This window comes from Paenibacillus sp. FSL R5-0519 (assembly GCF_037974275.1).
In the GTDB taxonomy this organism is placed as follows: Bacteria; Bacillota; Bacilli; order Paenibacillales; family Paenibacillaceae; genus Paenibacillus.
On record NZ_CP150234.1, the window covers coordinates 1,802,550 to 1,816,258 of the forward strand.

Genomic DNA, 13,709 nt, shown 5'->3' on the forward strand with positions numbered 1-13,709 from the left:
ATCCTTAGAGGTTACATAACACCATGAACAACCATTTAATCTGAACACAACAAAAAAGTAACCCGACAGATATCGGATTACTTTGATGCTGCAGGTGGATTATAGCGGCAAACCCATTTGGAATACGGTCCAGTAGCTGAACCCCGTGAATGTGACGATCATATAACCCCAGAAGAGCAATATGTACGTTCTTTCAGTAAATTTCAAGTATCCCAAAATGACAAAAAACGCAGTCTGCAGGAAAAAAAGCAAAGCCATTTCGACCAGATCTCCCGCAAAAGCCATCAGGCCAATCGCAAGCGTGAAGAACCCGAGTACCCGAAACATGCGTGCCACGGTAAATCCTCCTCTCTAAGTACGATCATAGATTGTCTACACAACATTATACCGGGAAAGGAAAAACGTGTAAACAAATTTGGATATGAAAGCGAATTCTTTTTTTGCTCAAATGAAGTATAAAGAGAGAAGTTTTACTTGTGTCACGTATGAGCAAGCCTGAATGTGGAAATACATTTTAGTATGAAATCAATTCTATGAACTCTATGAGAGGCATAAGAATGAATGAAGCAGCTTTTATACCTAATTCACATACCGGGCTTCCGGTAATGCGGACGGTTATTTTAGGATGTTGTTAGGAGGGTATTATAGCATGACTGCAGTGAGACAGGATGCTTGGAGTACAGAGGACGATTTGATATTAGCTGAGGTTACTTTGCGTCATATTCGGGAAGGCAGTACACAATTGGCCGCTTTTGAAGAGGTAGGCGAAAAAATAGGCAGAACATCTGCCGCATGCGGTTTTCGCTGGAACAGTTGTGTACGTAAAAAGTATGAGTCTGCCATCAGTAACGCCAAGGCACAACGGCAAAAACGAAGTTATCTCAGAAAGCAGCCAGCGATGCTCGGACCACAGGTTGCTGCATTGTCTACACTGGACACTGAAGAACATCTGTACAAATCAGATGGGATCTCGGACGATTCATTATCGATGGATGCAGTCATTCGCTTCCTGCGACAATGGAAGGGAACCGTGCAGGAGAGTAATCGTCAACTCAAGATGTTGGAGAAGGAGCTTCGGGAGAAAGAAGATGAATTGCTTGAACTGCGTCTTGAGAATGACCGTCTCTCCAAGGAAGTGAATGAAGTACAAACGGATTACCGCGTGGTGAACGACGACTACAAAGCTTTGATTCAGATTATGGATCGTGCTCGCAGACTTGCATTTTTGTCCGAAGAAGAAGAAGAACTCAAGACACGTTTCAAGATGGATGCCAACGGGAATCTGGAACGAATTGAATAGCAAGTACAGACGTCTGATTTGTGAGAGTCAGGTATGAACCCGTCACACCTCCGTTACATAACGGCAGGTATGACGGGTTTTTAGTTTAGTGTTTTTGTTCTATTATAGATAAGGGAAGCGTAACTACTGAAGCGGATAGGAGTGCATGATATGATCATTGACATCGTTGGAGCGGGGGCGCTGGGTCTATTATATGGCGGGAAACTGCTGTTGACAGGTAACCAGGTCAGATTCTGGACTAGAACAACGGCTCAGACAGACCTTCTCAGTCATGATGGAGTAACCCTTGTGGAACGAGGCAAGGAGATACATATTCTACCGGATCAAATACATGTGAAACCCATAAGTGAGCTGACTGACACATGGAAGAACACGCCAGGAGAATGGTTACTGCTCATGGTTAAGCAGACAGGCATTGATGATTTCATTCATGAGATTAGTCCATTGCAAGATCATATGCTGAATATCGCTTGTTTTCAAAATGGGATGGGGCATCTGGAAAAACTTCATGCTGCTATGCCAAATTCGCTTCTCTGTAGTGCGGTTACAACAGAAGGTGCGAAGCGTTCACAGCGTCAGGTGACTCGTGCAGGGGCGGGTGAAACCAGGTTGGGAAATCATAATACACATATAGAAGCTTCTATCTCTATAGAGGAAAAAGGAATATTTACTCTTTCAAGAGCCCTGGAGCAGGCAGGATTTAACTGTACAGTGTCGAATGAAATCGATAAGCTGATATACAGGAAACTATTAATTAACGCAGTCATTAACCCGCTTACAGCGTTATGGCGAATCCCTAACGGAGAATTGATCACCACGGAAGAACGCAAGAGGCTAATGCGGCAGTTATATGAAGAAGTATTGTTAGTCTACTCTGAACGTGGAATATGTTTGGATCAGGATATGTGGGATCAACTGATATTAGTCTGTCGTTCGACTGCAACGAACACTTCTTCCATGCTTGCAGATGTTCTCGCTGGACGTGGTACAGAAGTCAGATCAATTAACGGACATATTGTAAAGATGGCACAAAAGTCGGGCCTTACTGCACCTACACATGAACTACTGCTTCATCTGATTGAAGGAATGCAACCGGAAGGAGTGAATTAATGGGACTTTTTATCGTGCTGAGTATATTACCTTTTTTTCCGTTCTTTCTCGTCTATTGGGGCATGTACTTATGGAAAAAAGACAAGCGCACAGCATTGCGAACGGCAATGGATGTAACCACCTTTTTCCTTGTATTTTCAGTATCGGCGTTATTCAACTTAACATTTGATTCGAATTTTGGTTTTTATCTGACATTATTACTCATACTACTAGCACTTGGATTCATCGGGGGAGCGCAAAATCGACTAAAGGGGAAGGTGGATGGGGGTAGAATGTTCCGGGCCGTTTGGCGCATGGCTTTTGTAATCATGAGTTTCGGATACATTTTGTTTACTTTATTTGGATTATTTAGATACTTCATGCAACAGATGTAAGGATACATAACGCAAAAGAGCTGAAAAATGTGTCGATTTTGTCGAAAACTGAAAAAAACATTACTTTCTGAAAAAGTAATGTAGATTTTTTTGACCGGTGGTTGTATAATCTATAAACATATAAACCATATCAATTTAGGGGGAACGTGTTAGATGAAAAGGAAAAGTCTATTAGTCCTTTTGACGCTGATTCTGGCGTTCGGTACCGTACTTGCAGCGTGCGGATCGAAAAACGAAGGCACAGGTAACACCGATACTGGTTCTGCAAGCGAAGGAAATGGTCTTGCTAAAGATCAAATCCTGAAAATTAACCTGTCAGCTGAACCTCCTACGTTGGACCCGGCTCAAGCAAAAGACAGCCAAACCAACACAGTTCTGAAGTTCTTGTATGAAGGTCTTGTACGCATCGATGCTGACGGTAAAGAACAAGCGGGCGTAGCTAAAGACTGGACAATCTCCGAAGATGGTTTGAAATATGTTTTCAACCTGAACCCGGATGCTAAATGGAGCAATGGTGATGCAATCACTGCCGAAGACTTTGTTCGTTCTTGGGAACGCGCTTTGAAACCGGAAACAGCTTCTCCATATGCATACCAATTGTACTACATCAAAGGTGCTGAAGGTTACAACCTGAGCAAAGACGAAACATATAAAGGTACTAAAGTTACAGACTTCTCTCAAGTAGGTGTTAAAGCTACTGATGAGCACACGCTTGAAGTAACGTTGGAAAACCCAACACCTTACTTCTTGGGTCTGACAGCATTCTACACGTACTACCCAGTACATGCATCTGCTGATACAAATGACAAATTCTTCACAGACTACAAAAACATGATCGTTAACGGACCATTTGTAATGGATCAATACTCTAAAGGTCAAAAAATTGTTGTGAAGAAAAACGATGGTTACCATGCAGCTGCTGACATTAAACTGGCTGAAATCGATATGTCTTTGACAAACAGCAGTGCTTCCGAACTGCAAGCTTACAAATCAGGACAATTGGACTACACTGGTGCACCTAACGGTGAAATCCCATCCGACCAAATTCCTTCTGTAAAAGCGGAATTGCCGGACGAGTTCAAAGCTACTGGTATTGCAAGTACGTACTACTACCAGTTCAACGTAAATGAAGCACCATTCAACAACGTTAAAATCCGTAAAGCATTTGCAATGGCAATTCAACGTCAACTGATTGTTGACAAAGTAACACAAGGTGGTCAAATTCCAGCATTCGGCTTTGTACCTCCAGGTATTCGTGGTGAAAACGGCGAATTCCGTGATGAGCACAAAGACGATTACTTCACAGAAAATGTGGATGAAGCTAAAAAGTTGCTTGCTGAAGGTATGAAAGAAGAAGGTTACACTACATTGCCAGCTGTTACTTTGATCTACAACACAAGTGATGGTCACGCGAAAATCGCTTTGGCAATTGCTGATATGTGGAAACAAAATCTTGGTGTTGATGTGAAAACAGAAAACCAAGAGTGGGGCGTATTCCTTGAGAACCGTCAAAACCAAAACTTCCAAGTAGCTCGTGCAGGTTGGTCTGCTGACTACAACGATCCATACAACTTCTTGGAAATGTGGACTACTGGAAACACAAACAATGATTCCAAATTCAGCAACGAACAGTATGACAAAGATGTTAAAGAAACTGTAAAATCCGCTGATCCAGCTGCACGTATGGCTGCATTTGCTGACGCTGAGAAAATCCTGATTCAAGATGAAATGGGCGTTATGCCGATCTATTACTACACTAACGTATCTTTGACTAAGCCTTACCTGAAAGGCGTACAACTTGATTTCAGTGGAGCTATTGACTTCACTCGTGCATATCTGGAAGAGAAATAAGTTGTTCTGAAGTCTAATATGATTACTTCGGGATATATATGTGGAATTCCATATATATCCCGATTTTTTTGTATGTGCACCGATTTTCCTTATAATTCTTGAAATTTCCGATAAATGGATTGGACTTTATTTCTGTCTAATTCTACAATCGATTTGTATACAAAATATTGTTTGTGGAGGTGTGCAAGGGTTGGTTAAGTATGTGTTGAAAAAACTACTATTTATGCTGCTATCGCTTTTCATACTCGCATCTGCAACCTTCTTCCTGATGAAGGCTATTCCGGGTGACCCTTTTACATCCGAGAAGAAAGTATCGCCTGAAATTCGGGTCTTGCTGGAACAGAAGTATGGATTGGACAAACCAATGTATGAACAATACCTGAAGTATATGGGTGGAATCCTTAAGGGAGATTTCGGAGTCTCAATGAAATATCTCAATCGAGATGTAGCCGGAATGATCGGCGAAACATTCACCGCTTCGCTGAAGCTTGGAGTGTTTGCAATTGTTATCTCCATTATCGTAGGTGTTTTGCTGGGCCTTATTGCTGCAGTTTACCACCGTAAACTCATTGATGATATCACAATGGTCCTCGCTGTCATAGGTATAGCTGTACCGAGCTTCTTGCTTGCGTCACTATTGCAGTATCTCTTTGCTACTAAATTAGGCTGGTTTAACGTTATGGGCTTTGATGGTCCATTGGATTACGTTCTTCCGGTTGCAGCGCTATCTGCATCTCCGATTGCTTTTATCGCTCGTTTGACGCGTTCAAGCATGCTTGAAGTTTTACATGCAGATTATATCAAAACAGCTAAAGCCAAAGGTTTAAAATGGCCTGCAATTATGTTTAAACACGTTGTAAGAAACGGTATTCTACCGGTAGTAACTTATGTTGGTCCAATGACAGCGAATATCATCACAGGTTCCGTTGTAATTGAACAGATCTTTAACATCGGGGGAATTGGTAAAGTATTCGTAGAGAGTATCACAAACCGTGATTACACGATGATCATGGGGATTACGATTTTCTATGGTATCCTCCTGATGTTGGCTCGTTTCTTTACGGATATCGCTTACGTGCTGATTGATCCTAGAATTAAGCTGGAAAGCCGGAAGGGGGCATAACGTTGTCTGGCACGAATAATAAAAAGAATGAAACGGCGAACACGAACCTGACTAGTCAGGCAGCGGTTAACCCGCAAGAAAGTGTATCCCTTTTTAAAGATGCCATGTACAGACTTGCAACCAATAAGGCTGCTATGATAAGTCTGGGTGTATTGGTTCTTGTCGTGATTTTCTCTTTGATTGGTCCAACTTCTTTGTTTACAAGTTATAATTATTATTCCAATGATTTGTTGAATGCCAATGCAGCGCCGAGTGCGGAGCACTGGTTCGGTACGGACGAGCTTGGTCGTGACGTGTGGGTAAGAACTTGGGTAGGAGCACGTGTATCCCTTACTGTAGGTTTGGCCGCAGCCTTGATTGACCTTGTTATCGGGGTTATTTATGGAGCGATCATGGGTTTCTACGGTGGACGTGTAGATGGAATTATGAACAAGTTTTCCGAAATCCTCTATTCCCTGCCGTACATGCTCGTTGTTATCTTGTTGCTGGTTGTATTGGAACCAAGTCTGACAACGATTATCATTGCCCTCACCATCACAGGCTGGATCAGCATGTCATGGATTGTGCGTGGTGAGATTATGCAACTTAAAAACAGAGACTTTATTCTTGCTGCAAGGTCCATGGGAGCAAGCACAGGGCGTCAATTGTTCCGTCATTTGTTGCCAAATGCAATAGGACCGATTCTTGTAACATTGACATTGTCCATTCCAAATGCAATCTTTGCCGAAGCGTTCCTGAGCTTCCTTGGATTGGGTGTATCAGCACCAAGATCTTCACTTGGTTCTATGATCAATGATGCACTTACAGGCTGGACGCTGTTCCCGTGGCGGATGTGGTTCCCAGCAGGTCTGATGGTTCTTACAATGCTTGCATTTAACTTGCTCGGAGACGGTCTGCGTGACGCACTCGATCCGAAATTACGTAAATAGAAACAGGAGGTGGGATTATGGAGCCGATTTTAACTGTCAAAGACCTGAGTGTGTCGTTCTCAACACGTTCTGGTGAATTTGATGCCGTTAAACATGTGAGTTTTGAACTTGGCAAAGGAGAGACGCTGGGGATCGTAGGTGAATCGGGCAGTGGTAAGAGTGTTACCGCCCAAACCATCATGAAATTGATTCCCTCCCCGCCTTCGAAGGTCAAAAGCGGAGAAATTACTTTTCACGGGCAAGACCTGCTGAATAAGACAGACAAACAAATGGAAGCGATTCGTGGTAAAGATATTGGTATGATCTTCCAAGATCCAATGACTTCTTTGAATCCTACCATTAAAGTTGGTAAACAAATTACTGAAGTATTGCGCAAGCATCAGAACATGTCCAAACAAGCGGCGAATAAAGCGGCTTTGGAGATGCTGGAACTTGTAGGTATTAAAAATGCGGCTATTCGCATGAATCATTATCCTCACCAATTCTCTGGTGGTATGCGTCAGCGTGCCATGATTGCGATCGCGCTTGCATGTCGTCCATCCCTTCTGATTGCGGATGAGCCGACAACTGCACTTGACGTTACCATTCAGGCTCAAATTCTGGATGTCATGAAAGACATGCAGCAAAAGCTGGGAACATCGATCATGCTGATCACGCATGACCTTGGTGTCGTAGCGGGTATGTGTGACCGTGTTGTTGTTATGAAGGAAGGCGAAGTTGTTGAAACAGGAACAACTGCTGAAATCTTTAGTAACCCTCAACATCCATACACCATTAAATTGCTGAATGCTTTGCCTCGTCTGGACGAGCCCAAAAAGGAAAAACCAGCTCCGGCTGGTATTATCAAAGGCAGCAATAAGCCTCTGGTACAAGTGAAAAACTTGAAACAGTACTTTAATTTGGGTAAGGGTAACATTCTCAAAGCGGTCAATGACGTAAGCTTTAATATCTTTGAAGGTGAAACGCTTGGCGTTGTAGGCGAGTCCGGCTGTGGTAAATCCACAACAGGTCGTACCATTCTGCGTCTTTATGAGCCAACTGGCGGAAATGTTAACTTCAACGGAACGGATATCTACAAGTTGTCCCCGCGCAAAATGAAAGAAATGCGTAAAGATATGCAGATGATTTTCCAAGATCCATATGCATCTCTTAACCCGCGTTTCAACGTTATGGATATTATCGGGGAGTCCCTGGATATTCATGGCCTGGCTTCCAGCTCCAAAGAGCGCAAGAGAAGAGTGGAAGAGCTGCTTGATCTGGTAGGTCTGAATCCAAGTCATGCACTTCGTTATCCACATGAATTCTCCGGTGGTCAAAGACAACGGATCGGGATTGCGCGTGCACTTGCTGTAGACCCTAAATTCATCATCTGTGATGAGCCATTGTCTGCACTGGATGTATCCATTCAGGCGCAGGTCGTTAAATTGCTAGAAGAACTTCAGCAACGTCTCGGTTTGACATACCTGTTCATTGCGCATGACTTGTCAATGGTTAAACATATCAGTGACCGTGTTGCCGTAATGTACATGGGTAAAGTGGTTGAACTCGCTGAAAGTGAAGAACTGTATGCGAACCCTGTCCATCCTTACACCAAAACGTTGCTCTCAGCGATCCCTGTACCTGATCCGGAAGTGGAAGCGAACAAACGTCGCATCTTGCTGCCGGAAGAGCATATGAGCCCGATTCAGAATGGATCTGGTGGTCCTGCGAATGACCCGTACAATCTGGAAAATGCTCAATTGATTGAGGTTTCCAAAGGTCACTGGGTCGCAGAGCCTTACGTATAATAGGAATATTAAAGCGATATGCTATTATTGATGTATTAAGTGCCGCCGACTCGTTCGGCGGTTTTTTTCGTATTTTCATCACTTTCTTTTGACGAAGCGGCCTTGAATTCGGTACAATCAAGAAAGGCTCTTTGAAGCAGAATAGGAGGCAGACCTCATGAACGGTATTACCGAGGCACTCCGCAGCGGATCAAGACTTGCAGAAGATTATATCTGTTCAAGAGATGCTGCGCGTGGCCTTTACGAGTATGACATTCGCTGGGAATCAGGACTTCAGGCGCGTGCCGAGTGGCTGGATCAATCGGAGAACACACGTATTGATCGTCGTGATCTGGCAGAGTATTTACGTATATATAATAAGCGGGTGAACGACCATGAAGAAGTTCATGCGTCCATTACACGTCTTGCAGAACAAGATGCACTGGTGGTTACAGGAGGACAGCAGAGCGGTCTGCTCACCGGACCACTGTTCGTCATATACAAAGCCGCCAGTGTAGTGGCAGCTGCGCGTGAAGCGGAAGATAAACTTCAACGTCCGGTAGTCCCTGTATTTTGGATTGCCGGTGAAGACCATGACTGGGATGAAGTTAATCATACGTATCTACCTGATCATCAGGGAGATATGAAGAAGATCAAGTTACAAGGACGGTTCGCAGGAAGGGATTCTGTGAGTAATGTTCATGTGGATACGCAGCAATGGATGAATGTACTCGAACAGGTGGAGCATCTGTTACCTGATACGATACATAAACCAGGATTGATGAAAAGTATCACGGAGATCCATCAATCCAGTTCAAATCTGAGTGATGCATTTGCCCGTATGATATCTGCCTTGTTTGCCAGCAGTGGACTTGTTCTAATGGATGCAGCCGATCCAGAGTTACGCAGGTTGGAACAGCCCGTGTTTGAGCGGATGATACGCAAAAATGAAGTGCTGCGCAACGCATATGCACAAGGAGCTTCGCTGGTACAACAAGCGGGTTATGCTATGCCTGCCGAAGTAGCAGAGGATGGAGCGAATCTGTTCTACATTCACGAAGGTACGCGTCTGCTCCTGTTGTTGAAGGACGGTTTGTATAGTGATCGCAAAGGTTTGGTTTCTTTCACAGAGGAGCGTTTGCTTCAGGAACTGGAAGAACATCCGGAGCGCTTCAGTAACAACGTATTGACGCGACCTTTAATGCAGGATTCCGTGCTGCCTGTAGCCGCTGTGATTTTGGGGCAAGGTGAAATTGCATATTGGGGTTTGACTCGGGAAGCATTTTGTCAGTTCGGACTGCAAATGCCCATTCTGTTGCCGCGGTTGTCTTTCACTATTATGGAAGATATTCATCACAAACATATGAAACAATATGGACTTTCTTTCCAGGATGTACAATATCATCTGGAAGAAAAGAAGGAACAGTGGCTCGCACAACAGGAGACGTTCCAGGTAGATGAGCAGTTTGACAAGGTTCAGGAAGCGTTTCTTGATCTGTATGGACCATTGCTAGATGAGATCGCGGAGATTCATCCGGGGCTGGAGCGAATTGGCGATACCAATTTGAGTAAAATTAACGAGCAAATGCAGTATCTGAAACAGCAGACTCACAAAGCCATTGAGGATAAACACAATGTGAGCCTAAGGCACTGGAACGGCATTCAAAACTCCTTGTTTCCAACGGGCAAACCACAGGAACGAGTACATAATGCACTCTTTTACCTGAATCGTTATGGCTCCGAGTGGATCGAAGAACTGATTAAGGCCTCAAGCGAATTCCTTGGAGAGCACAAGGTTATTGAACTATAGAGCCCTTTATAATAGAAGAAACACATAAACAAGGAGGATATGGAATGACTACACCTGCGTTGCAAAACAGTATTGTTAAAGATATGGGACTCGCTTCAGAGGGTCATCTGAAAATAGACTGGGTAGAGGCACATATGCCAGTATTAAACCGCATTCGTCGCCAGTTCGAACAGGATCTGCCTTTCAAAGGTTTGAAGGTTGCGATATGTCTTCATCTGGAGGCAAAAACAGCTTATTTGGCAAAAGTGATCCAAGCGGGTGGGGCGGAAGTAACGATTACGCACAGTAACCCATTGTCTACACAAGATGATGTCTGCGCAGCATTAGTGGAAGACGGTGTTACCGTATATGCGAAATACAATCCGGAACCTGCGGAATTCAAATCTCTGCAACTGCGTGCGCTTGAAGTGAAGCCTGATCTCATTATTGATGATGGCGGAGACTTTGCAACCATTATTGCATCCGAGCGCCCTGACCTCGCAGCAACAATTCGCGGCGGAGCAGAAGAAACGACAACGGGTATTATTCGTTTGAAAGCATTGGCGAAAGAAGGCCAATTGAAGTTTCCAATGGTTGCAGTTAATGACGCATACTGCAAGTATCTGTTCGATAATCGCTACGGTACAGGACAATCTGCATTCGATGGAATTATTCGTACAACCAACTTGGTTGTCGCTGGAAAAAACGTAGTGGTAGCAGGTTATGGCTGGTGTGGTAAAGGTGTAGCGATGCGTGCTAAAGGTCTTGGAGCGAATGTGATCGTTACCGAGATTGATCCAATCAAAGCGGTAGAAGCACATATGGACGGGTTCCGTGTCATGACAATGGTGGAAGCAGCCAAATTGGGTGATTTCTTTATCGCAGTTACAGGCAATAAGGATGTTATCACGGGCGAGCATTACGATGTGATGAAGGACGGAGCAATCCTGAGTAATGCAGGTCACTTTGATGTTGAAGTGAACAAACCTGAACTGGCTAAACGTTCGGAATCGATTCGCACAGTTCGTCGTAACATTGAGGAATATCGTTTCAAAGATGGTCGCAAAATGTACCTTCTTGCAGAAGGTCGTCTCGTGAATCTAGGTGCAGCAGATGGTCATCCTGCCGAAATCATGGATACGACGTTTGCTCTGCAGGCTCTGGGCCTGCGTTATGTGAGTGAGAACTATGCGGAGTTAGGTAAAAACGTTGTTAATGTACCTTATGATATTGACCAACAGGTAGCCAGCTATAAACTGGAAAGTTTGAATATTGGTATCGACTCTTTGTCGGCTGAGCAAGAAAAATACCTGGATAGCTGGAAATTTTAAGTTTTATCCAATAATTACAAGCTGATGAATTGATTCAAAGGGTATAGAATGGTTTATTGATGATATGGCTCATGTGCGTGTAGACATACGATTGCTCGTTTACGGGAAACGTCTTTGATCCTGAGTGACAGGATCAAAGACGTTTTTTTATGCTGAAAAATTAAAAAATCAAGTATTGCAAGAAGGGTTTTGATTTTTTTGTGCGAATCTATTATGCTTAGGTGGTGGAAAGTGGGGCAAAGTGGGAGAAACGGGTGAGGAGTGAGTGGGCCAATGTTTATGGGGGAGTTCCAACATAGCATTGATGATAAGGGTCGGGTGATCATTCCGGCCAAATTCCGCGAATCTCTGGGACCGTCTTTCGTTGTCACACGGGGTTTGGACCAGTGTCTTTTCGTGTACCCCATGGAGGAGTGGGGGGTCATGGAACAGAAGCTCAAAGCACTGCCATTGATGAAATCTGACGCACGTGCGTTTACCCGGTTTTTTTTCTCGGGTGCAACCGAATGTGAACTGGACAAACAGGGCAGGGTAAATCTGCCGGGCAATCTAAGAGAGTATGCCAAGCTGGACAAGGATTGTGTTGTCCTTGGCGTGTCGAACCGGGTGGAGATTTGGAGCAAAGGCATATGGGAGAGTTATTTCAATCAATCCGAAGAAGCATTCAACGACATTGCCGAAAAGCTGGTCGATTTTAATTTTGATTTATAAAGTCAGGAGGGGTGCAGGTTGTTTCACCACATAACCGTACTCAAAGAAGAGGCAACAGAGGGATTAAACATCAAGCAGGACGGTATATACGTGGACTGCACTTTAGGCGGTGGCGGACACAGCTCCGTGATTGCGTCCAAGCTCGGTCCAGGGGGACGTCTGATCGCACTAGATCAGGATGATTGGGCTTTGGATAATGCGCGCGAGAAGCTCGCTGCCTATGGAGATCGTGTAACATTGGTGAAAACCAATTTTCGAGATCTGGAACAGGTACTTAAGGATCTGGATGTGCCAATGAAGGATGGTGCACCACAGGTTGATGGTATTTTGTATGACTTGGGTGTGTCATCTCCGCAATTTGATGAAGGAGAACGTGGATTCAGCTACAATCACGATGCTCCGCTCGATATGCGAATGGACCAGGATGCAATGCTGACGGCCAAAGAGATTGTGAATGAGTGGCCTGAAGAAGAGATTGCTCGAATTTTGTATCGCTATGGTGAAGAGAAGTTTTCGAGAAGAATTGCCCGTGTTATCGTTGCAAAACGAGCGCAGTCCACCATTGAGACGACAGGTGAACTCGTGGAACTAATTAAGGAAGGCATCCCGGCGGCAGCTCGCCGTACGGGTGGACATCCTGCCAAACGCAGCTTCCAGGCATTACGTATTGCCGTTAATGATGAGTTGGGTGCGTTTGAAGAAGGCTTGCATCAGGCTGTTCGTTGTCTGGCACCAGGAGGACGTGTATCTGTTATTACCTTCCACTCCCTTGAGGATCGGATATGTAAACAGATTTTCAGCAGTTATCTGGAAAAATGTACATGTCCACCCGATTTTCCGTTGTGTGTATGCGGCGGCAAGGGTACCCTGCGTTTAGTTAACAGAAAACCGCTAATTCCAACGGAAACGGAATTGGCCGAAAATTCACGTGCTCGTTCAGCCAAGCTGCGCGTTGCCGAGAAATTGTAGATCAAGAGTGGAGGAGAGAATCGGAGTATGGCATATACACGTGGTAATCTCGCTGTAAAAGAAAAAGCGTCCCAGGAACGTGTGACCCAGCAACGATACAAAGAAACCACCAAAGTGGTGACCCGTCGTACGGGTCTTCCGGCACGCGAGAAGATTTTGTATCTGATTACCCTGGTTGCAGTTATCCTTGTTGGTGGAGCTTTAATGTCTCGTTATGCTCATATCTATGATCTGAACAAACAGGCCCAGGCTACTATTACGGATATCAAGGGGTATGAGAAGACAATTGCAGACCTGCAGGTGGAAAAAGAAACCTTAAATAATCAGGTCATCGAAAATGCAAAACAACTTGGTTACGTTGAAGCTTCCGGTAAGGATGTCATTTTTGTACCACGCTCAACAAGTACGAAATCAACAGGTACTGAATCGTCTTCGAATACAGCAAGCAGTAAGTAA

Annotated in this window: 13 protein-coding genes; 12 read left to right on the plus strand and 1 reads right to left on the minus strand. The window is 44.3% G+C overall.

Annotation, left to right across the window (positions count from 1 at the left end; translation table 11 throughout):
* Positions 1 to 99 precede the first annotated feature (99 nt).
* Positions 100 to 336, minus strand: a complete 237-nt coding sequence (locus tag MKY73_RS08075) for a DUF2626 domain-containing protein (protein ID WP_076332330.1) — start codon at positions 334 to 336, stop codon at positions 100 to 102.
* Between the two features lie 313 nt (positions 337 to 649).
* On the opposite strand from MKY73_RS08075, the gene MKY73_RS08080 reads away from it, so the two are divergent.
* The 12 genes from MKY73_RS08080 to MKY73_RS08135 all read left to right on the plus strand — a co-directional run bounded on the left by MKY73_RS08080 (position 650) and on the right by MKY73_RS08135 (position 13,709).
* On the plus strand, positions 650 to 1,300 hold the full coding sequence (locus MKY73_RS08080) for an RsfA family transcriptional regulator (protein ID WP_215077527.1): 651 nt from the start codon (positions 650 to 652) through the stop codon (positions 1,298 to 1,300).
* 150 nt (positions 1,301 to 1,450) lie between these two features.
* Entirely contained in the window at positions 1,451 to 2,410 is a 960-nt protein-coding gene (locus MKY73_RS08085; RefSeq protein ID WP_339306737.1) for a 2-dehydropantoate 2-reductase, read from the plus strand.
* The gene (locus MKY73_RS08090) at positions 2,410 to 2,784 is read left to right on the plus strand and encodes a DUF3397 domain-containing protein (RefSeq protein WP_339235950.1); all 375 of its coding nucleotides are present in this window, start codon (positions 2,410 to 2,412) and stop codon (positions 2,782 to 2,784) included. The genes MKY73_RS08085 and MKY73_RS08090 overlap by 1 nt, the downstream gene beginning before the upstream one ends.
* A 153-nt stretch (positions 2,785 to 2,937) precedes the next feature.
* Positions 2,938 to 4,635, plus strand: coding sequence for a peptide ABC transporter substrate-binding protein (locus MKY73_RS08095; protein WP_339235947.1), 1,698 nt, complete (start codon positions 2,938 to 2,940; stop codon positions 4,633 to 4,635).
* Between the two features lie 190 nt (positions 4,636 to 4,825).
* Positions 4,826 to 5,758, plus strand: a complete 933-nt coding sequence (locus MKY73_RS08100; protein ID WP_339235945.1) for an ABC transporter permease — start codon at positions 4,826 to 4,828, stop codon at positions 5,756 to 5,758.
* Positions 5,759 to 5,760: 2 nt separating this feature from the next.
* On the plus strand, positions 5,761 to 6,687 hold the full coding sequence (locus MKY73_RS08105) for an ABC transporter permease (protein ID WP_339306739.1): 927 nt from the start codon (positions 5,761 to 5,763) through the stop codon (positions 6,685 to 6,687).
* A 17-nt stretch (positions 6,688 to 6,704) separates the two neighbouring features.
* Complete coding sequence (locus tag MKY73_RS08110) at positions 6,705 to 8,474, plus strand: ABC transporter ATP-binding protein (protein WP_339306740.1); 1,770 nt, start codon at positions 6,705 to 6,707, stop codon at positions 8,472 to 8,474.
* Between the two features lie 157 nt (positions 8,475 to 8,631).
* On the plus strand, positions 8,632 to 10,263 hold the full coding sequence (gene bshC, locus MKY73_RS08115; protein ID WP_339306742.1) for a bacillithiol biosynthesis cysteine-adding enzyme BshC: 1,632 nt from the start codon (positions 8,632 to 8,634) through the stop codon (positions 10,261 to 10,263).
* Positions 10,264 to 10,307: 44 nt separating this feature from the next.
* On the plus strand, positions 10,308 to 11,573 hold the full coding sequence (locus MKY73_RS08120) for an adenosylhomocysteinase (RefSeq protein ID WP_278298908.1): 1,266 nt from the start codon (positions 10,308 to 10,310) through the stop codon (positions 11,571 to 11,573).
* 273 nt (positions 11,574 to 11,846) lie between these two features.
* The gene (mraZ, locus tag MKY73_RS08125) at positions 11,847 to 12,284 is read left to right on the plus strand and encodes a division/cell wall cluster transcriptional repressor MraZ (RefSeq protein ID WP_017687291.1); all 438 of its coding nucleotides are present in this window, start codon (positions 11,847 to 11,849) and stop codon (positions 12,282 to 12,284) included.
* Between the two features lie 18 nt (positions 12,285 to 12,302).
* The gene (gene rsmH, locus MKY73_RS08130) at positions 12,303 to 13,253 is read left to right on the plus strand and encodes a 16S rRNA (cytosine(1402)-N(4))-methyltransferase RsmH (RefSeq protein ID WP_339256432.1); all 951 of its coding nucleotides are present in this window, start codon (positions 12,303 to 12,305) and stop codon (positions 13,251 to 13,253) included.
* Between the two features lie 27 nt (positions 13,254 to 13,280).
* Positions 13,281 to 13,709, plus strand: a complete 429-nt coding sequence (locus MKY73_RS08135; protein ID WP_339235933.1) for a hypothetical protein — start codon at positions 13,281 to 13,283, stop codon at positions 13,707 to 13,709.

Bases quoted from the DNA above. Each gene is read 5' to 3' on its own strand.
- MKY73_RS08080 (WP_215077527.1), top strand. From the start codon at position 650: ATGACTGCAGTGAGACAGGATGCTTGGAGTACAGAGGACGATTTGATA.
- MKY73_RS08085 (WP_339306737.1), top strand. From the start codon at position 1,451: ATGATCATTGACATCGTTGGAGCGGGGGCGCTGGGTCTATTATATGGC.
- MKY73_RS08090 (WP_339235950.1), top strand. From the start codon at position 2,410: ATGGGACTTTTTATCGTGCTGAGTATATTACCTTTTTTTCCGTTCTTT.
- MKY73_RS08095 (WP_339235947.1), top strand. From the start codon at position 2,938: ATGAAAAGGAAAAGTCTATTAGTCCTTTTGACGCTGATTCTGGCGTTC.
- MKY73_RS08110 (WP_339306740.1), top strand. From the start codon at position 6,705: ATGGAGCCGATTTTAACTGTCAAAGACCTGAGTGTGTCGTTCTCAACA.
- bshC (WP_339306742.1), top strand. From the start codon at position 8,632: ATGAACGGTATTACCGAGGCACTCCGCAGCGGATCAAGACTTGCAGAA.
- MKY73_RS08120 (WP_278298908.1), top strand. From the start codon at position 10,308: ATGACTACACCTGCGTTGCAAAACAGTATTGTTAAAGATATGGGACTC.
- mraZ (WP_017687291.1), top strand. From the start codon at position 11,847: ATGTTTATGGGGGAGTTCCAACATAGCATTGATGATAAGGGTCGGGTG.
- MKY73_RS08135 (WP_339235933.1), top strand. From the start codon at position 13,281: ATGGCATATACACGTGGTAATCTCGCTGTAAAAGAAAAAGCGTCCCAG.